At 53.1% G+C, this 20,995-nt stretch carries 19 protein-coding genes; 5 read left to right on the top strand and 14 right to left on the bottom strand.

Annotated features, from left to right (window positions below):
• Positions 1–5: 5 nt before the first annotated feature.
• From rsxD to blr, 7 genes are all read right to left on the bottom strand, one after another.
• Positions 6–1,058, bottom strand: coding sequence for an electron transport complex subunit RsxD (gene rsxD / locus ABIE10_RS03260; protein WP_016153007.1), 1,053 nt, complete (start codon positions 1,056–1,058; stop codon positions 6–8).
• Positions 1,059–3,176 carry an electron transport complex subunit RsxC gene (rsxC, locus tag ABIE10_RS03255; protein WP_429154711.1) on the bottom strand — a complete coding sequence of 706 codons (2,118 nt, stop codon included), beginning with the start codon at positions 3,174–3,176 and terminating at the stop codon, positions 1,059–1,061.
• Positions 3,169–3,747: an electron transport complex subunit RsxB gene (gene rsxB / locus ABIE10_RS03250; RefSeq protein ID WP_006684670.1), complete on the bottom strand. Its 579-nt coding sequence runs from the start codon at positions 3,745–3,747 to the stop codon at positions 3,169–3,171. The genes rsxC and rsxB overlap by 8 nt, the downstream gene beginning before the upstream one ends.
• Positions 3,747–4,328, bottom strand: coding sequence for an electron transport complex subunit RsxA (rsxA, locus tag ABIE10_RS03245; protein WP_003029144.1), 582 nt, complete (start codon positions 4,326–4,328; stop codon positions 3,747–3,749). Before rsxA ends, rsxB begins: the two co-directional genes overlap by 1 nt.
• A gap of 76 nt (positions 4,329–4,404) precedes the next feature.
• Positions 4,405–4,845, bottom strand: coding sequence for a DUF2569 domain-containing protein (locus ABIE10_RS03240; RefSeq protein ID WP_016153009.1), 441 nt, complete (start codon positions 4,843–4,845; stop codon positions 4,405–4,407).
• 91 nt (positions 4,846–4,936) lie between these two features.
• A complete protein-coding gene (ydgT, locus tag ABIE10_RS03235) occupies positions 4,937–5,152 on the bottom strand; it encodes a transcription modulator YdgT (RefSeq protein WP_003832804.1) in 216 nt (71 codons plus the stop codon).
• A gap of 293 nt (positions 5,153–5,445) precedes the next feature.
• Entirely contained in the window at positions 5,446–5,571 is a 126-nt protein-coding gene (blr, locus tag ABIE10_RS03230; RefSeq protein WP_019076739.1) for a division septum protein Blr, read from the bottom strand.
• A gap of 241 nt (positions 5,572–5,812) precedes the next feature.
• On the opposite strand from blr, the gene ABIE10_RS03225 reads away from it, so the two are divergent.
• A complete protein-coding gene (locus ABIE10_RS03225; protein WP_016153010.1) occupies positions 5,813–6,853 on the top strand; it encodes an oxidoreductase in 1,041 nt (346 codons plus the stop codon).
• Between the two features lie 52 nt (positions 6,854–6,905).
• On the opposite strand, the gene add is transcribed toward ABIE10_RS03225, so the two are convergent.
• From add to malX, 3 genes are all read right to left on the bottom strand, one after another.
• Positions 6,906–7,907 carry an adenosine deaminase gene (add, locus tag ABIE10_RS03220; protein ID WP_094169216.1) on the bottom strand — a complete coding sequence of 334 codons (1,002 nt, stop codon included), beginning with the start codon at positions 7,905–7,907 and terminating at the stop codon, positions 6,906–6,908.
• Positions 7,908–8,007: 100 nt separating this feature from the next.
• The gene (locus tag ABIE10_RS03215; protein ID WP_429154706.1) at positions 8,008–9,180 is read right to left on the bottom strand and encodes a MalY/PatB family protein; all 1,173 of its coding nucleotides are present in this window, start codon (positions 9,178–9,180) and stop codon (positions 8,008–8,010) included.
• Positions 9,181–9,190: 10 nt separating this feature from the next.
• Positions 9,191–10,783 (bottom strand): maltose/glucose-specific PTS transporter subunit IIBC, encoded by a 1,593-nt coding sequence (gene malX, locus ABIE10_RS03210; RefSeq protein ID WP_016153013.1) that lies wholly within the window; start codon positions 10,781–10,783, stop codon positions 9,191–9,193.
• Between the two features lie 169 nt (positions 10,784–10,952).
• Between malX and ABIE10_RS03205 the strand changes: the two genes are divergently transcribed.
• The gene (locus ABIE10_RS03205; protein ID WP_016153014.1) at positions 10,953–11,981 is read left to right on the top strand and encodes a Mal regulon transcriptional regulator MalI; all 1,029 of its coding nucleotides are present in this window, start codon (positions 10,953–10,955) and stop codon (positions 11,979–11,981) included.
• A 45-nt stretch (positions 11,982–12,026) separates the two neighbouring features.
• On the opposite strand, the gene ABIE10_RS03200 is transcribed toward ABIE10_RS03205, so the two are convergent.
• Positions 12,027–13,535, bottom strand: coding sequence for a YdgA family protein (locus ABIE10_RS03200; protein WP_429154704.1), 1,509 nt, complete (start codon positions 13,533–13,535; stop codon positions 12,027–12,029).
• Between the two features lie 106 nt (positions 13,536–13,641).
• Complete coding sequence (gene manA / locus ABIE10_RS03195; protein WP_049041450.1) at positions 13,642–14,817, bottom strand: mannose-6-phosphate isomerase; 1,176 nt, start codon at positions 14,815–14,817, stop codon at positions 13,642–13,644.
• 262 nt (positions 14,818–15,079) lie between these two features.
• On the opposite strand from manA, the gene fumB reads away from it, so the two are divergent.
• Positions 15,080–16,726 carry a class I fumarate hydratase gene (gene fumB, locus ABIE10_RS03190; protein WP_425135741.1) on the top strand — a complete coding sequence of 549 codons (1,647 nt, stop codon included), beginning with the start codon at positions 15,080–15,082 and terminating at the stop codon, positions 16,724–16,726.
• Positions 16,727–16,867: 141 nt separating this feature from the next.
• Entirely contained in the window at positions 16,868–18,271 is a 1,404-nt protein-coding gene (gene fumC / locus ABIE10_RS03185) for a class II fumarate hydratase (RefSeq protein WP_259688611.1), read from the top strand.
• On the opposite strand, the gene tus is transcribed toward fumC, so the two are convergent.
• Positions 18,268–19,197 carry a DNA replication terminus site-binding protein gene (gene tus / locus ABIE10_RS03180; RefSeq protein ID WP_259688610.1) on the bottom strand — a complete coding sequence of 310 codons (930 nt, stop codon included), beginning with the start codon at positions 19,195–19,197 and terminating at the stop codon, positions 18,268–18,270. The genes fumC and tus overlap by 4 nt on opposite strands.
• A 73-nt stretch (positions 19,198–19,270) precedes the next feature.
• The gene (rstB, locus tag ABIE10_RS03175; protein WP_429154701.1) at positions 19,271–20,572 is read right to left on the bottom strand and encodes a two-component system sensor histidine kinase RstB; all 1,302 of its coding nucleotides are present in this window, start codon (positions 20,570–20,572) and stop codon (positions 19,271–19,273) included.
• Between the two features lie 65 nt (positions 20,573–20,637).
• On the opposite strand from rstB, the gene ABIE10_RS03170 reads away from it, so the two are divergent.
• Positions 20,638–20,982 (top strand): DUF1294 domain-containing protein, encoded by a 345-nt coding sequence (locus tag ABIE10_RS03170; protein ID WP_429154699.1) that lies wholly within the window; start codon positions 20,638–20,640, stop codon positions 20,980–20,982.
• The last annotated feature ends 13 nt before the right edge of the window (positions 20,983–20,995 follow it).

The raw sequence follows: 20,995 nt of genomic DNA, 5'->3' as shown, positions 1-20,995 counted from the left end.
AGTCCTTAGCGATGTCCGTACACGCGAGGGCGGGTGTAATAATCAATCAGGGGAACCGTGATATTTGCCAGCAATACGGCAAAAGCCACGCCATCAGGATAACCGCCAAAACTGCGAATCAACCACACTAACAGGCCCGCAAGTGCGCCAAAAATCAGGCGACCACGGTTGGTTGTTGATGCTGTAACGGGATCGGTAAGAATAAAAAATGCACCCAGCATGGTCGCGCCGGAAAGTAGGTGCAACTGAGGCGAGGCCAGCGAATCTGGCGAGAAAATCCAGCCTAAAGTGGCACAAACTGCGAGCGACAGCAGGAAGCTAACCGGGATATGCCAGCGAATCGCTTTCTGCCATAGCAACACGACGCCGCCCACCAGCCAGGCAAGGTTAACCCACTGCCAGCCAGCACCTGCAAGCATGCCGCTGTAGATTGGGTATTGCATCACCTGCTCAACAGTACGTCCCGCATGCAGCGAAGTCTTAAAGGTATCGAGAGGTGTTGCCTGACTGATACCATCAATACCCATACGCAGCGTGTTCATATCCCCGCCGCTGGCGGTATGTCCGCTAAAGATAACGTTCAGGGCGTCAAAAAAACCAGGCACAGTCGCCGCAATTTCATGCGGCGGCAGCCAGCTTGTCATCTGTACCGGGAATGAGATAAGCAGCACCACGTAACCAATCATGGCGGGGTTAAACGGGTTCTGACCGAGGCCGCCATACAGCTGTTTAGCAATGATAACGGCGAATACCGTGCCTAAAACTACCATCCACCACGGGGCGAGCGGGGGAATACTCACGGCCAGCAGTAACCCGGTGAGCAATGCGGAGTTGTCTTTTAAAATCGCGACAATGGGTTGTTTGCGCAGTTTAAGCACGACCGCTTCGGCGGCGATAGCGCTGATGGCGGCCAGAACTATCTGGAACAACGTACCCCAGCCAAAGAACCACAGCTGAGCGGCGATCCCCGGCAATGCAGCCAGTAACACCAGCATCATGATACGCGATGTCTGGCGCTGGTTATGGGTATAAGGGGAGCTTGCTATTCTGAATACCATTTATTCCTCGTTTACAACCTGCTGCTGGGCGGCTTTCTTTGCCTGAGCGCGTGCAATAGCGGCCGCGACGGCGGCTTTACGCGGATCCACCGGTTCGACTGTTTCCGTAACCGTCTGCTGCTCGAGCTTGCGAGCTTTGGCGCGGGCGATAGCCGCTTCCACGGCGGCTTTACGCGGATCCACCGGTTCGGCTGTTTCCGTAACCGCCTGCTGCTCAAGCTTGCGGGCTTTGGCGCGGGCGATAGCCGCTTCCACGGCGGCTTTACGCGGATCCACCGGTTCGACCGTTTCCGTAACCGTCTGCTGCTCGAGCTTGCGAGCTTTGGCGCGGGCGATAGCCGCTTCCACGGCGGCTTTACGCGGATCGACCGGTTCGGCTGTTTCCGTTACGGTTTCCTGCTCAAGCTTGCGGGCTTTGGCACGAGCGATTGCCGCTTCCACGGCAGCTTTACGCGGATCGACCTCTGTACTGCTGCCTCCTGTTTGGGGAGGGTTTTCCATCCGGGTTGCGCGAGCTTGCGCCTTACGCGCCTCGCGTGCGGCAATCACGGCACTATTGTCAGGTTTTTCGCCAGCCTGAATGACTACCGGCTGCATTGCCTGAGCCTGCTTTTCTTTTACGCGAGCCAGCGCGGCGGCAATGGCATCATGATCTTTAGCCGCAGGCTGAACGGCAGCGCTTTTGTGACGTTCAAGACGAGCTGCTTTTTCACGTTCGAGTCGCGCCTGTCGGGCTTCAAATCGCGCTTTCGCTTCAGCGGCACGTTTTTCTTCCTGACTAATGGCATAAATCTCGGCTTTTTCCTGACGGAAATACTGCACCAGTGGAATATTGCTTGGGCATACCCAGGCGCAGGCACCGCATTCAATGCAGTCCGCGATATTGTGCGCCGTTGCTTTGTCGTGCTGCTGCCCTTTACTGAACCAATAAAGCTGTTGCGGCAGGAGATCGGCCGGACAGGCATCGGCGCATGCGCTACAGCGAATGCAGCCTTTCTCTTCCGGCGTTTCTCCCATTTCACTGGCAGAGGGCGCCAGAAGACAGTTGGTTATCTTCACCACCGGTACATCCAGCCACGGCAGCGTAAAGCCCATCAGCGGCCCGCCCATAATCACCATCTGGTCGGCGGAAGGGCAGAAGCCCGCGTCGTTGAGCAGATGACGAACCGGCGTGCCTAAACGCGCCCAGACGTTGCCCGGACGGCTGACGGCTTCGCCGGTCAGCGTCACGACACGTTCGGTAATCGGTTCTCCGTCAATCACCGCACGTTTAATCGCGTAGGCGGTTCCAACGTTTTGCATCAGCACGCCGATATCTGAGGAGCGTCCCCCGTGGGGAACCTGCTTGCCGGTCAGGATTTGCGTTAACTGTTTGGCCCCGCCTGACGGGTACTTGGTGGGGATCACGCGTAAGCTGATATCGTGTGAATCAGCCAGCACCGCGCGCAGCATGGAAATTGCCTGTGGCTTGTTATCTTCAATGCCCAGTAGAATTTCGCGTGGCTGAAGAATATGCGCCAGGATGCGGATACCTTCGACGACCTGCGCCGCGCAGTCCTGCATCAGGCGGTCATCAGCCGTAATGTACGGCTCGCATTCAGCAGCGTTAATGATCAGCGTTTCAATTTTATCTCCGCCGCCCTGCAGCTTAACGCCGGTGGGAAAACCCGCGCCACCCAGTCCGGCGACGCCGAACTGGTGAATACGTGCGATCAGCTCTTCCCGGCTGCGGGAACGGTAATCGGCCCAGCCGTCTCGCTCAATCCAGCGATCTTCGCCATCGGCGTCAATAATAACGCTCAGCTCAGCTAATGCCGATGGATGTGCAGTAGAATGCGGCGCAATAGCAACAACGGTGCCTGACGTTGGCGCATGTACCGGAAGCATTTTACCACGCCCAAGGGTTAACGCCTGACCACGCAGTACAGTGTCGCCTACGTTTACGCACAGCTCACCCTCCGCGCCAATATGTTGTTTCAGCGGAATAACAAAGCGTGGCGCCAGCGGAACCTGTCGCAGCGGCGTACCGTTCGACTGGGTCTTCATTTCTGGTGGATGAATGCCGCCATCAAAGTCCCAGATTTTGTTTTTTCTGAATGCAGAGAATAACTTAAACATGTTGTTCCACGGGAATGATGCGCACAGGGATGGTGTTTAAATCCCATTTCCAGCTATCAGGTGTCTCGGCCACCGGGCGTAATTCGATACATTGCGTCGGGCACGGATCAACGCACAGGTTGCACCCGGTGCAGAGATCGCTCATCACCGTGTGCATAGCGCGGGTCGCGCCCACGATCGCATCAACCGGGCAGGCCTGAATGCACTTTGTACAACCGATACAGTTATTTTCATCAATGACCGCCAGCATACGCACGGGGGTAACATCGTGTTCATCACCATCAATCGGCTGCGGGTCGACGTTCAGCAGGGCGGCAATTTTTAACATCACCGCTTCGCCACCGGGTGCGCAACGGTTGATTTTTTCGCCCTGAGAGCCGATCGCTTCAGCGTAAGGATGACAGCCCGGATAGCCGCATTGTCCACACTGGCTTTGCGGGAGAATTTCATCAATTTTCTCCACGACAGGATCATCTTCGACGGCAAAACGTCGTGAGGCGTAACCCAAAATAGCGCCGAACGCCAGACCCAGTAGACTCACTGCGGCAACGGCAATCCAGATAGCATTCATTACAACTTCACCAAACCACTAAAGCCCATAAAGGCCAATGACATTAAACCAGCGGTAATCAGCGCAATCGCATTACCGCGAAACGGTGCAGGCACGTCCGCCACGGCGAGGCGTTCGCGGATCGCGGCGAACAGTACCATCACCAGTGAGAAGCCGACGGCGGCGGAAAAACCGTATAGCGCCGACTGTAAAAAGTTATGACCGAGGTTGATGTTCAGTAACGCCACGCCTAATACCGCGCAGTTAGTGGTGATCAGTGGTAGGAAGATCCCCAGCAGGCGGTAAAGTGCAGGGCTGGTTTTGCGTACAACCATCTCGGTAAATTGCACGACGACGGCGATGACCAGAATAAAAGCCAGCGTACGCAGATAGATGAGATTGAGTGGAATGAGGATCCAGGTATCAATCAGCCATGCGCAGATGGATGCCAGTGTCATGACAAACGTCGTGGCAAGGCCCATACCCATTGCGGTTTCCAGTTTTTTGGAAACGCCCATAAACGGGCAGAGCCCCAGAAACTTGACCAGTACAAAGTTATTGACCAGTACAGTTCCGACAAACAGCAGCAGGTAATCAGTCATTTTTCGGCCTGAAATAAAAAAGCCGCCTATTATCTGACAATCTACAACAGGCGACAACAGGTTAACTGTAGGGTTATTACGGATTCACAAACGTCGATTTAACGCGTTGCGAGCGTTTGAAATAGGGCACCAACAGTGCTGCAGCCAGCAATGGGAACAGCAGTTGGCGCACGGCAAAGGCGTCCGGAACCGGTGAAAACGCAAACGCTTTAATCGCCAGTAACACGGAGATCAGCAGCCATAGAATATAATGCTTAGGCACACAGGCTCTGCGTTTAAAAAACGCAATCGTCAGCCACAGCGTGTAATACCACATGGCAATCGCGGTAATAAAAGAGACGCCCCATAACAGCAAATTTGCCGTACTTTGCGCACCCAGCGTTTGGAAGGTTTGCGGTGTAGCCAGCGCAGTGACATAAAGTAATAACGCCAGCGAAGCGCTCAACAATGCGACTAACAGCCAGGCCAGTGGCCCAAGTAGCCAGCCCCCGATACGTTGTGCCGGTGTGGTAGTCATCTCTTCTCCAGGTTTACGCGCGCAATCAAACATGCCATTCATTTTGGGGCAATTATTATAAAGCTTTTAACGTTGAGCGCTACTTTCTTCTTTATTGCACGTAATGCCAGACTGATTTGGGTACCTGACCAACATCAAACAGACGACCTCCTGAGATAAGCTCGGCACGGCGATGGTCTGCAGCGCGATACATATTGATAATGTCGCTATCGTCGGTGAGCGTGTAGTTAAGATGGTCGAACAGTTTTTCCAGACTTTCGAGTGAACTGATTTTGCGGAATTTTAATAAGTAATCCTGAACAGTCATAAATGGAAATCCATATTAATAAAATAATACCAACGGAGTAGTAAATATAAATAATAAACAACATGCACAGGTAAAAGCGGATTGACGCGCAAATGTGAGAAGAGTGTTCATACCTGTGGAAAAGCAGGCGCTATGCGCACCTGCGGTAAGGGTAACGCGCTTCGCTACAGCAGGCAATATGCACCGGAGTGGGATGCGGCATTATTCTCTTTTTTTGACAAAATTCGATCTTTTGCAGCCAAACCCTGCCGTTACTCGATGTTAATTGCCGGGTTATAAGGGACTGCAGATGCTTATTTCTTCTGCACAGCAGCAACGGGCTCCGGTGGCTGGTAATTGTCAATATGATTGGCAACACCCAGCAGGATCACAGAGACGGTGAGAACAATCCAACCTGCTAATTCAATAAGACGATTCATTACTGATGACATTTGCTTTGATTTATCCATAAACACAGGCTGCAAATGTTACTAATCTCTCAATAATACAGCAAGATAATTGGGAACGATTTCTCCCTCTTTTTCGCTGCAAGTTAAGCATAAGTGGCATATGTTTGACTTAAGTTAATAAACAACCTTTGTAGCGCAATGGTTATTAAACTATTGAGACGTTGCAGGGTATGGTGTGAAATAGGTCAGTCCTGAATTGAGAGGCTATAACATGAGTGACAACATCCGCGTTGGGCTAATTGGCTATGGTTACGCCAGTAAAACCTTCCATGCCCCCCTGATTGTGGGCACACCGGGCCTCGAACTGGCTGCGGTTTCCAGTAGTGATGAAGCAAAAGTGAAGGCAGACTGGCCAACGGTGGCGGTTGTTGCTGAGCCTAAACACCTTTTTAACGATCCGAATATCGACCTGATTGTGATCCCCACGCCTAATGACACTCACTTCCCGTTAGCGAAGGCTGCGCTGGAAGCGGGCAAACATGTGGTTGTTGATAAGCCTTTCACCGTGACACTGTCACAAGCGCGCGAACTGGATGCGTTGGCGCGTAGCCTTGGCCGCGTGCTGTCCGTTTTCCATAACCGCCGCTGGGACAGTGATTTTCTGACGTTGAAAGCCCTGCTGGCGGATGGCGTTTTGGGGGAGGTGGCGTATTTCGAATCCCATTTCGATCGATTCCGCCCGCAGGTTCGTGACCGCTGGCGTGAACAGGGGGGGCCGGGAAGCGGCATCTGGTATGATTTAGCACCGCATCTTCTGGATCAGGCGATTAACCTGTTTGGTTTGCCCGTCAGCATGACGGTAGACCTGGCTCAGCTTCGCCCAGGTGCGCAAGCGACGGATTACTTCCATGCCATCCTGACTTACCCGCAGCGTCGTGTGATTCTGCACGGCACCATGCTCGCTGCCGCTGAGTCGGCCCGTTATATCGTGCACGGATCGCGTGGCAGCTATGTGAAGTATGGTCTTGACCCGCAGGAAGAGCGCCTGAAAAATGGCGAGCGACTTCCTCAGGAAGACTGGGGTTACGACATGCGCGATGGCGTGTTGACGCGAATAGAAGGCGAAGAGCAGGTTGAAGAGACCTGGCTGACTGTACCGGGTAATTACCCGGCGTACTATGCTGGCATTCGTGATGCGCTAAATGGTCATGGTGAAAACCCGGTACCGGCGAGACAAGCTATTCAAATCATGGAGCTGATTGAGCTGGGTCTTGAATCGGCGAAACATCGCTCGACGCTGTGCCTTGCCTGATTAGGCAAATGCCGGATGGCGATGCTCAGCATCTCATCCGGCACTTTAACCGTCACGCTGCCGCGACTTTCTCGCGCAGGGCACGTTTTTCTTCGTTACTCAGAAATGCCATTTCCAGGCCGTTGATTTGCGCCTGACGGATCTGTTCGCGCGTGAGTCCTGCTGCTGGCGCGGCAATGGTGTACTCGTGAATAATATCCACACCCTGTACCGCCGGATCGTCCGTATTCAAGCTGGCTAAAACGCCATGCTCAAGGAATGTTTTCAGCGGGTGGGTTGCCAGAGAGGCGACGGTGCTGGTCTGAATGTTCGATGTCAGGCAGGATTCGATGCCGATACGGTGTTCGGCGAGGTAATCCATCAACGCACGGTCTTCAACGGCTTTTACGCCGTGACCAATACGTTCTGCGCCCAGCTCTTTAATAGCCTGCCAGATACTTTCTGGTCCCGCGGCTTCGCCCGCATGTACGGTAATACGCCAGCCGGCGTCGCGCGCCTGATTGAAATGCGACAGGAATAGACTGCCCGGGAAACCCAATTCGTCACCAGCCAGATCCAGTGCCGTAATATGGTCACGGTGGGCTAACAGCGCATCCAGTTCCTGCAGGCAGGCGGCTTCGCCGAAGGTACGGCTCATAATGCCAATTAAGCGAGCTTCGACGCCAAAGGTCTTGCAGCCCTCGCGTACGCCGGCAATGACGGCTTCAACCACGCCCGCAACCGGGAGCTGATGCGCCATCGCCATATAGCCGGGTGAAAAACGTAATTCTACATAGTGCAGGCCGTTACGTGCTGCATCCTCAATATTCTCAAATGCCACGCGGCGACACGCATCCAGCGAGGCCAGTACCTTCACGCCCCAGTCGAGCTTGGATAAAAAGCTCACTAAATCCGGCTCAGTTGATGTGACTTGCACATGAGGGATCAGCGTTTCCAGCGTTTGTGCCGGAAGCGTTAAATTGAACTGACGACCCAGTTCCAGGATCGTTTGGGCACGGATGTTACCATCAAGGTGGCGATGGACGTCGGTCAGGGGGAGGGAAGTATCAATCATGGTCGCACTCGTGTATTTAGGTAAAGTGCGTCGTATTATATGAAAAAATCGGGATAAAAAGCTATGTTGCGCAATGAATAATTTCATTGCGCAAACTTAATTAGCGTACAGAACGGATGGCGTTAATCAGCCCCTGAACGCCTTTTTCAAGCTTGGATCTTGGGCATCCGGCATTGAGGCGTACAAAACCGCGACCTTCTTCTCCGTAGGTGTATCCCGGCATGATAGCGACTTTCTGCTGGTGGATGAGAGCATCCTGCAAGGCATGGTCATCAATATTGAGCGGACGCAGGTCAATCCATGCCAGATAGGTGGATTGCGGAATCTGCCAGTTGAGTTCGGGGAATGCGGCATTAAGCTCACGCGCAACGTAATGCAGATTGCTGGCAAGATAATCGCGCAGCGCATCAAGCCAACTTGCACCCTGTTGATAAGCGGCAATATGTGCGCTAAGCGCCAGCACCGCAGGCGAGGAAAGACCATCGCGGCCTTTTAACGCGCTGAGGTAATCGTTGCGGCTTTGAGCATCTTCAATGAGTCCGTAAGCCCCGGTTAATGCCGGAATATTAAAACTCTTTGAGCCGGAAGTGAGCAGTGCCCAACTGCCACGCGCGACGTTACTCCACGGGATGTGCGGCCGGTCTGACCATACCATATCCATATGAATCTCATCGGAGATGACTTTTACACCATGGCGCTGACACAGTTCTGCCATGGTTTCCAGCTCGTCGCGCGTCCACACTTTGCCCGTTGGGTTTTGTGGGCTGCAAAGCAGAAGAATTTTGCTTTCAGGTCGAGACAGGGCTTTCTGCAGCGCAACCATGTCGCAAAACCAGCCGTCGGCGCGTTTTTCTAGTCCGACTGCGCACACCTGGCGCTGATTACCTTCAATCGCTTTGTAAAACGCATCGTACGCCGGAGTATGGATAACCACCGCATCGCCCACGGATGACCACTGGCGGATCAACTCCGACACCATATAGATGACCGAGGGGCCGTATACCAGCGACTGAGGATCTATCTGGGTGTTATGTCGCGAAAGAAACCAATGGCTTATCGCCGCCAGAAACTCATCGTTTTTCCAGCGGCTGTAACCCAACACGCCATGTGACAGGCGCTGAGTCAGCGCCTCCAGAATGCAAGGTGCGGTGGCAAAATCCATATCGGAGATGGTGAATGGCAGCAGATCGGCTGAACCAAAACGGTCGGCAACGTAATCCCACTGAGTACACCAGGTACCGTGCCTGTCCACAACCTTTGAAAAATCAAACATATTGTTATCCTTAAGCCTGTACGGTGTTCATCAGAACCGCGATCTCGTCTTTCACTGACTGGACCTGCGGACCGATAACGACCTGAAGGTTATGCTGATTGAGTTGTACTACGCCAATGGCACGATTGTCCTTCAGAGCCTGTACGTTAACAAGCGACATATCTTTCACCGACAAGCGCAGACGGGTGATGCAATTATCCAGGCTGACAATGTTTTCCGCGCCGCCCAGCGCCGCCAGAATAGCAGGGACGTTGTAACCTGATTTACCCGGCGCTCCGGCCATTACTTTTTCGATATTGCTGGCAATTTCGACTTCACGGCCCGGCGTCTTCAAATTGAAGCGCGTGATGGCGAAGCGGAAGATCACGTAGTACACCGCAAACCAGATAGCCGCGACAACAGGGACCAGGTACCACTTGGTGGACAATCCGTGCAGGATGCCGAACACCACGAAGTCAATCAGGTTACCGTCAGTGTTACCGATAGTGACGCCAAGCACCGCCATCACGGTGAAGCCAAGACCGGTTAGCAGGGCGTGGATTACATACAGAACCGGAGCGACGAACAGGAATAAGAACTCAAGTGGTTCGGTTGTACCTCCGATGACACAGGCAATCAGACCAGAAATTAATAACCCTTTAATTTTATGACGATTTTCAGGGCGTGCGCAGTGGTACATGGCTAATGCCGCACCCGGTAAACCGCCGAGGAACGCCGGCATTTTACCCTGGGACAGGAAGCGTGTTGCGCTTTCAGAGAAACCTTGCGTTGTCGGGCAGCTCAGTTGAGCCTGGAAAATAGTCAGTGCGCCGCTCACGCTATGGCCGCAGACTTCCTGTGTGCCGCCAGCTTCGGTGAAGCGAATGAGTGCCACCAGAATATGGTGCAGGCCAAAAGGCAGCAACAGACGTTCACCGGTACCAAACAGCATAGGACCAAATTCCCCCGCGCTATTGATGATGTGACCGAGTCCGGTAATGCCCATGGCGAAAACTGGCCAAATCAGGGGAATGACCAGCCCGACCAATCCCATCACCACCGAGGAGATGATCGGCACAAAGCGCGTACCACCGAAAAACGCCAGCGCATCCGGCAGACGAATGTTGTGGAAGCGTTCATGCAGCATCCAGACAATGATCCCGGCAATAACGGCACCGAGGATCCCGGTGTCGATCGACTGGATCCCCAGAATGTTTTGCACGTTGTTGGCTTTCAGGATCGCCGCATCTGTGGTGGGTAAGATACCTTTGGCGGTTAACCAAAAATTGACGGCGAGGTTCATGACCGCATAACCGACAAAACCGGCAAACGCCGCAACGCCTTTGTTCTCGCGCGCCAGGCCCAGAGGAATGGCAATACAGAACATGACTGGCAGGAAGCTAAACGCAAATGAGCCAACTTTACTCATCCAGGTAAAGATGGCCTGAAGCACCGGATTCCCCAACGCCGGGATCAGCGTCAAGACATCATGGCTACTCAACGAGCTGCCGATCCCCAACATGATCCCGCAAAATGAGAGCAGCGCTACAGGCAGCATAAAGGTTTTGCCCAACTGCTGGAAAAATTCCCATAACGTTATTTTTGGTGTGGTTCTCGCCGTCATCAAACGACTCCTTGTAAAGGCTAGCTGACTAATGATGGCGAGAAGATAAAACGTTTTACCTAATTTTAGTGCGGTATAAATCACATTATCGAACGATAATAGGGGGTATAAATATAAGTGATTGATAAAACGTTTTATCCGTCACGTTATCAGGGAGTTTTCTGTTTTTATGGCTATAGCCAAAAAAATAACCATCCATGATGTTGCGCTGGCTGCGGGGGTTTCGGTCAGCACCGTCTCATTGGTGCTCAGTGGAAAAGGGCGAATTTCATCAGCGACCGGGGAGCGGGTGAATGCTGCTATTGAGCAACTGGGGTTTGTGCGTAACCGCCAGGCATCAGCGCTGCGCGGCGGGCAGAGCGGAGTAGTTGGTTTGATTGTACGCGATCTCTCAACGCCGTTTTACGCCGAGCTGACGGCGGGTCTGACGGAAGCGTTAGAAGCGCAGGGGCGCATGGTCTTCTTACTGCACGGCGGTAAAGATGGGGAGCAGCTGGCGCAGCGTTTCGCGATGTTACTCAACCAGGGGGTGGATGGCGTGGTCATTGCCGGGGCCGCCGGTAGCAGTGATGCACTGCAACAGTTGGCCGCTGACAAAGGGATCCCGGTGGTATTTGCATCACGCGCCAGCTACATGGATGACGCAGACACCGTCAGGCCCGATAACATGCAGGCTGCACAGTTACTGGTTGAACATCTTATCCGCCACGGACACCAGCGTATTGCCTGGCTGGGCGGGCAGAGTTCTTCATTGACTCGCGCAGAGCGCGTCGGCGGTTATTGTGCAACGTTACTAAAATATGGTTTACCGTTTCATAGCGACTGGGTGTTGGAGTGCTCATCCAGCCAGAAGCAGGCCGCAGAAGAGGTAACGGCGCTGTTACGCCGCAATCCCACGATCAGCGCGGTGGTGTGCTACAACGAAATAATCGCCATAGGCGCCTGGTTTGGCCTGATGAGAGCAGGACGTCAGAGTGGTGAAATTGGTGTCGATCGCTATTTCGAACAGCAAATATCGTTGGCCGGATTCGCTGATGTGGCGGAAAACGCGTTGGACGATATCCCGATTACCTGGGCCTGTTCGCCCGCGCGTGAAATGGGATACACCCTTGCTGAACGTATGCTACAACGCATTGCCCACGATGAAGGTCATTCACGCAATCTGACGCTTTCCGCTCGTCTGGTGGCGGCGAAATAAAAAAGCCCGATAAACACTGTTATCGGGCCTGTCACTGACGAGTGATTATTGTTGCGGGATGGCAGGGGCATCCGGCTGTGTAAGAGAAGGCATACCGAACATACCAACAAACTCATCCAGCGGCATTTTTTGTCCGTTCAGCGTCACCTGGCCGTTTGCGTATTGCAGGCTGGTGCCGATGACGTTGTCCTGCAAAGTCGTAATGCGGAACATCTGCCCCATCGCCGCCAAGCCATTAACCTGTTGCTTCGCCAGACCAGCCGCTTCTTCCTGCTGATATCCTTCCAGTTTGGCAATTTGCGTCATGAACTCAGTCGCCATATCGACAGGGATGGTCAGTTTCGCATCCAGCGATTTGACGGAACGATCCACTTCCTGGGCCAGCGTTTGCGGCTCCACCGTGTTTGCGGTCGGATCTTTTAGCAGCAGTGACAGATTAAATGTGGTTTCACCTTTTGCATTCTTCCAGCTCAGTGGAGCAATGGTGACAACCGGTTCGCCTTTCATCAGAATCGGTAGCGCATTAAAGAAGGCTTCGGTGACTTTCTGCTGATAAAGCTCAGGATTTTGGACCACATCAATCTGCGCCATCAGCGCTTTGGTTTGGGCGCTGTACTGCTGGCTGAACTGGTGCAGTGCTTCACCGTCAATCTGGCCAACTTTTAACGTCAGCTTACCGCTCCCCATATCCTGGCCCTGCAATTTAAGGCTGTTCAGGGTGTAATCCAACTGGCTGTTGACGGTTTTGCCATCGTTAATCAGATCGGATTTGCCATCGATACCCATGCCTTCCAGCACCGCCAGCTCTTTGCCCTCGACTGAAATCGACAGTTTTTCGAGGGACAATTTCTGATCGCCGATGCGCTCACCAAAGCTTGCAATACTGCTGGAACCTTCAGTTTTCAGGTTATTGAAAGTAACTTGTACTTTCTGATCATACTCATTGACGGCATTAACCAGGCCACTTTGCGCCTCGCCAGTCAGCGACACCTCATTACCATCCTTATCTGCCGTAAACTGGAACTCCCCGCCGCTAAAGGCCACTTTTTCGTCGCCTTTCTCGTAGTTCAGCGGTTTGAGGGAGAGATCGGAACGGGTATCCCCACTGTAGCCAATACGTGAATTAATGATGAATGGCGTCTCACCTTTGGCAATATCAAACAGCGGCTTCGTCACGTCGTTATTGACCAGCGTCGTTTTCACGGAGGCCATTGCCGGAACAAGATTCAGTGATTTCAGCTGAGCCAGCGGGAAAGGACCGTGATCCACGGTTTCATTCAGGACGATGCTTTGTCCCGGTTTCAGCCAGGAATCTGCCTGCCCGGCAACAGGTTTCACCACCAACTGCAGTTGGCTATTGAACACGCCGCGCTGGTAGTTTTGATAACTCAGTTCAATGCCCGCCTCTGGGGAGTAGCGTTTTAACTGATCGTTTGCCTGCGTCACCATCTCGGCGAGATGCGTTTCGAGTTTCTTTCCTGTGTACCAGGCGCCGCCCGTCCAGACGATACCCAGTGCAACCACCACACCCGCAGCTACCAGCGATTTTTTCATTTTGATATCCATAAAATAAAACCAGGCGTTTGAAGACGCCTGGAGGAGTGACATGTCTTTAACTCACTACAGCTTAGCAAGAGTTGTTAAAAATATCAGTATCTTGCTACAGCTTGTTATAAACCCGAGCTAAACGGCCCGTGCCGCTGACGTTTACCGGCGATTCATTCGCGCTAATAAAGGCCGACTCACCCGGCTGCAGCACCAGACGCTGCTCGCCCTTGCTCAGCACGGCTTCACCTTCGATGCAGAACAAAATGGCCGCACTTTGCTGGCTGATATCTGCGCCATTGGCGGTCAGTTCATGCAAGGAGAACGCGAAATCGTCGACCGGAATGGGGAAGTCCAGTTCGCTGTCAGTCTTAACTGGCGTGGTCAGCAACTGATTGGCTGGCTTGGCGACAAACTTAACGTTGGCGACCAGCTCCGGGATATCAATGTATTTTGGCGTCAGTCCGGCGCGCAGCACGTTGTCCGAGTTAGCCATTACCTCCAGCGCCACACCTTGCAAGTAGGCGTGTGGGGTTTCGGCAAATAAGAACATCGCTTCGCCAGGATTGAGTTTCACCACATTGAGCAGCAGCGGGGAGAAGAGCCCGCTGTCATTCGGATAGAAATCGGCGATCAGGCGAATGGTTTGCCACGGTTCACCCTGCTGGCTGTTCAGCGCCGATTTCAGGATCGCCAGCGCATGGGATTTCTCCTCATCCTGCATATTCAGCAAGCTGGCGAAAAGATAGCTCAGACGTTCCGCGCTCGGCTCCTGCAGGAAATGCGCAATAGCCGGATGCGCGGCGGACACCGGTTGTAACAATGCGACAATGTCTGAGAACTCGCGGAATGCGTTCATCGCCAGGAACGGTGTCAAAGCAAAAACCAGTTCCGGTTTGTGGTTAGGATCTTTGTAATTGCGCTCGGCGGCATCCATCGGGATCCCCGCCGCGTTTTCTTTGGCAAATCCGATTTCAGAGTTGTGCTTGTTAGGATGAACCTGAATCGAAAGAGGTTGCGCGGCGCACAGCACTTTAAACAGGAAAGGCAGTTCACCAAAGCGTTTCGCAACGGCATCGCCTAACAGTGCGGATTTATCGTGTTCGATGACATCACGCAGAGCGACCGTCTGGCCGTTAGCGTCCAGAACCTGCGAACTGCTTTTCGGATGCGCGCCCATCCACAGCTCAGCCATCGGTTGCTGAGTGGGGTTGGCAATCCCATAAAGTTCCGTTAACGCAGTTTTACTTCCCCAGGCGTAGTTCTGCACTGAGTTGATGAGTTTTTGCATTCTCAAGCCCTGTTTCAATGTGGAATTTTCTACGGCTATTAAACCAAGAAACCCTGAGCGAAGTAACCTGCACATGTAAAAAGTCGTACTTGTCTCAGTTTTTGTTAAAAAATTGTGTAGGATATGGTGACTCGCTTTTAATACCCTGAGTAATTCCGGTTGCAGAAAGCCTTTCCTTCTACAACCCGACCTGCGGCAGGGAAGCAGGGCAATGGAACATCTGCCCAGAGAATAACCAGACCGAGCAGTAAGTGAGAGCACAATGTCAAACAAACCCTTTCATTATCAGCATCCTTTCCCCCTCAAAAAGGATGATACCGAATACTATCTGCTGACCAGTGACCATGTCTCCGTTGCCGAATTTGAAGGGCAGGAGATTGTTAAAGTCGCGCCGCAAGCCTTAACGCTGCTGGCTCGTCAGGCCTTCCATGATGCCTCGTTTATGCTGCGTCCTGCGCATCAGCAGCAGGTGGCCGACATTCTGCGTGACCCGGAGGCCAGCGAAAACGACAAATATGTGGCCCTGCAATTCCTGCGTAACTCTGATATTGCGGCAAAAGGTATTTTGCCGACCTGTCAGGACACCGGCACCGCGATTATCGTGGGTAAAAAAGGTCAGCGCGTCTGGACCGGCGGCGGTGATGAAGCTGCACTGGCGCGCGGTGTGTATAACACCTACATCGAAGACAACCTGCGCTATTCACAAAACGCCGCGCTGGATATGTATAAAGAGGTGAACACCGGTACCAACCTGCCGGCACAGATAGATTTGTATACCGTCGATGGCGATGAATACAAATTCCTGTGTATTGCTAAAGGCGGTGGTTCGGCGAACAAAACCTATCTGTACCAGGAGACCAAAGCGCTGCTCACGCCGGGCAAATTAAAAAATTACCTGGTTGAGAAGATGCGAACGCTGGGAACAGCGGCCTGTCCGCCGTATCACATTGCGTTTGTGATCGGTGGAACGTCAGCGGAAGCCACGCTGAAAACGGTGAAACTGGCGTCGGCTAAATATTACGATGAGCTGCCGACCGAAGGTAACGAACATGGTCAGGCATTCCGCGATGTGGAGCTGGAAAAAGAGCTGCTGATTGAGGCACAGAATTTAGGGCTGGGCGCGCAGTTCGGCGGGAAGTACTTCGCTCATGATATCCGCGTGATCCGCCTGCCGCGTCACGGTGCGTCGTGTCCGGTTGGTATGGGCGTTTCTTGCTCAGCCGATCGAAATATCAAAGCTAAGATCAACCGTGAAGGTATCTGGATCGAAAAACTGGAGCATAATCCAGGCAAATATATACCAGAAGAGTTGCGCCAGGCGGGAGAAGGCGAAGCGGTACGCGTTGACCTCAATCGTCCGATGAAAGAGATCCTGTCTCAGCTGTCGCAGTACCCGGTTTCTACACGTCTGTCGCTTAACGGTACCATCATTGTTGGCCGTGATATTGCGCATGCGAAACTGAAAGAACGGCTGGATAACGGCGAAAGTTTGCCGCAGTATGTTAAAGATCATCCGATCTATTACGCTGGCCCGGCAAAAACGCCGGAAGGCTATGCCTCTGGTTCGCTTGGACCAACCACGGCAGGGCGTATGGATTCGTATGTTGACCAGCTTCAGTCCGCAGGTGGCAGCATGATCATGCTGGCGAAAGGCAACCGCAGCCAGCAGGTGACCGATGCCTGTCATAAGCATGGCGGCTTCTACTTAGGCAGTATCGGCGGCCCGGCAGCGGTGCTGGCCCAGGGCAGTATCAAGAGTCTGGAGTGTGTGGAATACCCTGAACTGGGGATGGAAGCCATCTGGAAAATTGAAGTGGAAGATTTCCCGGCGTTTATCCTGGTGGATGACAAAGGCAACGATTTCTTCAAGCAGATTCAGACGTCGCAGTGCGCACGCTGCGTTAAGTAACGTCAGCCGCCCTTCGGGGCGGTTTTTTTTACCGCACGAACCACCAAACGACAGATTAATCCTCGTTAATACTCATAAGACCAATGCAAATGGGCAATGTCGAAACATAACCTAATCAATTGTTAATGTAAGGAGCAGGTAATGGTAACGGTACGCCGCGAGAATGATTCAATGGGGGCGATTGATGTTCCAGCCGATAAGCTTTGGGGCGCGCAAACCCAACGTTCGCTGGAGCATTTTCGTATCTCTACGGAGAAAATGCCGGTCTCGCTGATCCATGCGCTGGCGCTGACGAAGCGCGCCGCAGCAAAGGTTAACCTGGATCTCGGGCTGCTGGCGGAGGATAAAGCCAGGGCTATTATGCAGGCCGCAGCTGAGGTGTTGGCGGATAAACACCGCGATGAGTTTCCGCTGGCCATCTGGCAAACCGGGTCAGGTACGCAAAGCAATATGAACATGAACGAGGTGCTGGCAAACCGGGCCAGCGAGTTGCTGGGCGGCGTGCGGGGGATGGAACGGAAAGTTCACCCCAACGATGATGTTAATAAAAGCCAAAGCTCGAATGATGTGTTCCCGACCGCAATGCACGTTGCCGCTCTGCTGGCGCTGCGTAACTCACTGATCCCGCAGTTAAATGTCTTAACCAAAACGCTCAGTGATAAATCACACGCTTTCGCGGATATCGTCAAAATTGGTCGTACACATCTGCAAGATGCAACCCCGCTTACGCTTGGCCAGGAGATTTCCGGCTGGGTGGCAATGCTTGAACATAACCTCAGACACATTGAAAACAGCTTACCCCACGTGGCGGAACTGGCGCTGGGGGGAACCGCGGTAGGGACCGGACTGAACACGCATCCGGAATATGCCCGTCGGGTCGCGGATGAATTGCGGGACATTACCTGTGCGCCGTTCGTTACCGCACCGAATAAATTTGAAGCGCTAGCCACCTGCGATGCGCTGGTTCACGCCCACGGCGCGCTAAAAGGGTTGGCGGCATCGCTGATGAAAATCGCCAACGATGTGCGCTGGCTGGCATCCGGTCCGCGTTGCGGGATTGGCGAAATTTCGATTCCTGAAAATGAACCGGGCAGCTCCATTATGCCGGGTAAGGTCAATCCTACCCAGTGTGAAGCGCTCACCATGCTTTGCTGTCAGGTAATGGGCAACGATGTCGCCATCAACATGGGCGGAGCGTCAGGTAATTTTGAGCTCAACGTTTACCGTCCGATGGTCATCCACAATTTCCTGCAGTCGGTGCGTCTGCTGGCTGACGGTATGGAAAGCTTTAACGAGCACTGCGCGACAGGGATCGAGCCCAATCGTGAACGAATCGATCAACTGCTCAACGAGTCGCTAATGCTGGTGACCGCGCTCAATACCCATATCGGTTATGATAAAGCCGCTGAAATTGCCAAAAAGGCGCACAAAGAGGGGCTGACGTTAAAAGCCTCCGCCCTGGCGCTGGGGTATCTAACCGAAGCGGAGTTTGACAGCTGGGTACGCCCGGAACTGATGGTTGGCAGTATGCGGCCAGGCAGTTAATCCGCAACGTACAGGTGCAGCCGGGGAATAATCAATCTCAACGGCTGCGCCTGAGGTTTAAAACGATGCTGAACATTGTCGGCATCATAATTCAGTAACTCGCCGATATCTGGTACGGTCATGCCGTTTTCATTGTTGAGCAACGCGATCAAGGGCGTCGGGCAGGCATATTGCACCTGCTTTTGTTCTCCTTTGTACCAGACGCGGGCGATGGGCTGCACTTTTACCGGCCGTTTAATCTTCAGGCGCGCCTGCTGGCCCAGGGCGGCGACATCCTGATATTCCCGTTCAAGTTTCGCCTGCCACTCTTCCCGCGTCCAGGGATGTACGCTGCGCGGCGACGTCAGGCTTTTTTCCAGTTGTTGCAGTACTTCATCGCGTTTCAGATTTTTAATAATGTGTTTGTTGGCCCAGCCAAATCGCAGGGTGGCAGGCTCTCTGACAAGGGTAAGCGTACGATAGGCATTCAGCGTAATCAGTCCCGGCAGGTGGCGATGCACCCATTCAAAACGCGCTGCCGGTGCCAGCCCTGATTCCACCGTGACAATGCGCTCGAAGGTGGTTTTTAGCTGGTTAATACGCTGTATTTGCTCTTCCAGAGCGCGCTGAGCTGCGTTATCTACCTGATAACACAGTACGCCTGGCAGGCGGACGGCCGCTTTGCTGCTACGATTCTCGGACTGTTGCTGGATAAACAGATGACGATAGTGGCGTAGCGCCAGCGTTTCAGCCTCTTTACCTAAATGCTGCTTAACATCAATGTTCTGCAGTGGAGCATGCTCTGCCTCTTTGACCACTTCCGGTAACGAGAAGACGCGCGCAATCAGCAGCGTCTGCTGCAAAAGATTGTCGTTCAGAAGCGCCAGCTCTTGCTCAATCTGGCGGAAGGTGCCGTTCAGGCGGTCGACGAGATCGTAACGGGCCATAGATTTACCATTTTAGTTACAACATACTTTTTTATAGCACAACCTCCACCATTTGACCACCGAGCCGAATGGGTCAGGCAGCTGAAATTTCAGGAATGTTATGCCAGACGGGCCAACTGAAACAAAAGCGGGCACCGCCGAGTTCACTTTCATCACAGACGACCGTACCGCCCATAGCCGATGCGATCGAGTGAACAATGGCTAGCCCAAGCCCGCAACCACCGGTCGCCCGGTCACGGCTGGGGTCAAGGCGTACAAACGGTTCAAAAACCTGTTCGCGGGCGTTTGGAGCAATACCGGGACCGTCATCTTCCACAACCAGCGTCGCCTGATTGCCATTCAATAACAGGCTCGCTTGCACCGTAGACTGGCAATAGCGCAGGGCGTTATTCAGTAGATTATCCAGTACGCGCTCCATCAGGCGCATATCCAGCGCGCCGTAGTCGCCAATATTAAGATGGCGTAAGCGCACCGCACGCTCAGGATTTACGCTTTGCACATCCTCCAGATGGGTTGTCAGCCAAACGGCCAGGTCCGGGACGCTGAGCTTCAGTTCATTTTGCGGGCGGTCCAGCCGGGCATAGGTCAGTAATTCTTCGATTAACCCTTCCAGTTGGCCAATATCGCGATTCAGCGCCTGGGATTCCTGCGCGGTGAGGTTATCACTCATTTCCAGCCGGTAACGTAAGCGTACCAGTGGGGTACGAAGCTCATGGGCAATGCCATCGATAAGTTGTTTCTTACTGGCGATTAGCGCATTGATATTGTCTGCCATCTGGTTAAACGCGATACCCAATCGCTCAAAGCTGGAACCGCTGTCAAAATGGAGGCGTTCGCCCAGATGTCCTTCCCCAAAACGCTGTGCAGCAGCTTCCAGTCGCAGCATTTCCTGCCAGTGCGGACGCATCCAGATAAGTACCGGAAAGGCCAGCGAGATAGCAATAAACGCCATCAACGCGATGTCCAGCAAGCGCATTTGATGGAGAAAATAGAGATAGGGAAGCGGGCCGACGGCCAGCACGTAATGGCTGCGTGGGATCCGTTGAATAAATGTGTACTGATCGTCAAGCGCCACGATATCGCCTTCGCGCAAACGTTGCATTGTTTGAACGTCCAGCGTGTACTTATTTAACGGTTCAACGCGCAGGTCAAAGGAGAGGTTCAAATCCATCTCCTTCAGCGTTTTACCCCAGTCACGTGGCGGGATCTCGCGAAGCTCGCTGCGCATCAGGTATAACGAGCTTTTCATTAAATCGTCGAGGGATTGTCTGCCTGCGCGCTCTGCGGTGAATTTATAGACCAGGCCGACCAGCAGGGTCATCACCAGAAAGCAGACAAACAGCAGGAGATAAAACTGTACAAACAGCTTCTTCATAAAAAATCACCGAATACATAATATAATGCTCACCGATACTCTCAAAATTGCTGTGATATAAAAATATGAATTTCAATCGCTGTTGTTATTTACTACTCATTTTCGCAGCGTTAGGCTGCATTTTCACCTCGCATCCCTTTGTTATATGGTTTTTGCTCGCCAACATACTGACGTTGGCAATGTACGGTGCGGATAAAATGGCAGCGCGCAGGGCCTGGCGCCGAGTGCCGGAGTCCACTTTGCTGCTGTTTGGCGTTGTTGGCGGGTGGGGTGGCGCGATAGCCGTTCAACAACTCTTTCGCCATAAAACACAAAAACAGCCATTCAAAACCTACTTCATTATCAGTGTGATAGTGAATGTGTCTGTCATCGGAGCGGCCTATCATTTCTATCCTTTTTCATCCTGGTGAACGTCAGTGACAG

The organism is Citrobacter sp. 506 (assembly GCF_050434985.1).
GTDB lineage: Bacteria > Pseudomonadota > Gammaproteobacteria > Enterobacterales > Enterobacteriaceae > Citrobacter > Citrobacter braakii.
Note: the sequence above shows the minus strand (reverse complement) of the source record. Positions and strands in the feature narration are given on the sequence as shown.

Bases quoted from the DNA above. Each gene is read 5' to 3' on its own strand.
- rstB (WP_429154701.1), bottom strand. From the start codon at position 20,572: ATGAAGAAGCTGTTTGTACAGTTTTATCTCCTGCTGTTTGTCTGCTTT.
- add (WP_094169216.1), bottom strand. From the start codon at position 7,907: ATGATTGATACTTCCCTCCCCCTGACCGACGTCCATCGCCACCTTGAT.
- malX (WP_016153013.1), bottom strand. From the start codon at position 10,783: ATGACGGCGAGAACCACACCAAAAATAACGTTATGGGAATTTTTCCAG.
- rsxA (WP_003029144.1), bottom strand. From the start codon at position 4,328: ATGACTGATTACCTGCTGCTGTTTGTCGGAACTGTACTGGTCAATAAC.
- ABIE10_RS03240 (WP_016153009.1), bottom strand. From the start codon at position 4,845: ATGACTACCACACCGGCACAACGTATCGGGGGCTGGCTACTTGGGCCA.
- tus (WP_259688610.1), bottom strand. From the start codon at position 19,197: ATGGCCCGTTACGATCTCGTCGACCGCCTGAACGGCACCTTCCGCCAG.
- blr (WP_019076739.1), bottom strand. From the start codon at position 5,571: ATGAATCGTCTTATTGAATTAGCAGGTTGGATTGTTCTCACCGTCTCT.
- manA (WP_049041450.1), bottom strand. From the start codon at position 14,817: ATGCAAAAACTCATCAACTCAGTGCAGAACTACGCCTGGGGAAGTAAA.
- ABIE10_RS03200 (WP_429154704.1), bottom strand. From the start codon at position 13,535: ATGAAAAAATCGCTGGTAGCTGCGGGTGTGGTGGTTGCACTGGGTATC.
- ABIE10_RS03170 (WP_429154699.1), top strand. From the start codon at position 20,638: ATGAATTTCAATCGCTGTTGTTATTTACTACTCATTTTCGCAGCGTTA.
- fumB (WP_425135741.1), top strand. From the start codon at position 15,080: ATGTCAAACAAACCCTTTCATTATCAGCATCCTTTCCCCCTCAAAAAG.
- ABIE10_RS03225 (WP_016153010.1), top strand. From the start codon at position 5,813: ATGAGTGACAACATCCGCGTTGGGCTAATTGGCTATGGTTACGCCAGT.
- ABIE10_RS03205 (WP_016153014.1), top strand. From the start codon at position 10,953: ATGGCTATAGCCAAAAAAATAACCATCCATGATGTTGCGCTGGCTGCG.
- ydgT (WP_003832804.1), bottom strand. From the start codon at position 5,152: ATGACTGTTCAGGATTACTTATTAAAATTCCGCAAAATCAGTTCACTC.
- ABIE10_RS03215 (WP_429154706.1), bottom strand. From the start codon at position 9,180: ATGTTTGATTTTTCAAAGGTTGTGGACAGGCACGGTACCTGGTGTACT.
- rsxC (WP_429154711.1), bottom strand. From the start codon at position 3,176: ATGTTTAAGTTATTCTCTGCATTCAGAAAAAACAAAATCTGGGACTTT.
- rsxB (WP_006684670.1), bottom strand. From the start codon at position 3,747: ATGAATGCTATCTGGATTGCCGTTGCCGCAGTGAGTCTACTGGGTCTG.
- rsxD (WP_016153007.1), bottom strand. From the start codon at position 1,058: ATGGTATTCAGAATAGCAAGCTCCCCTTATACCCATAACCAGCGCCAG.
- fumC (WP_259688611.1), top strand. From the start codon at position 16,868: ATGGTAACGGTACGCCGCGAGAATGATTCAATGGGGGCGATTGATGTT.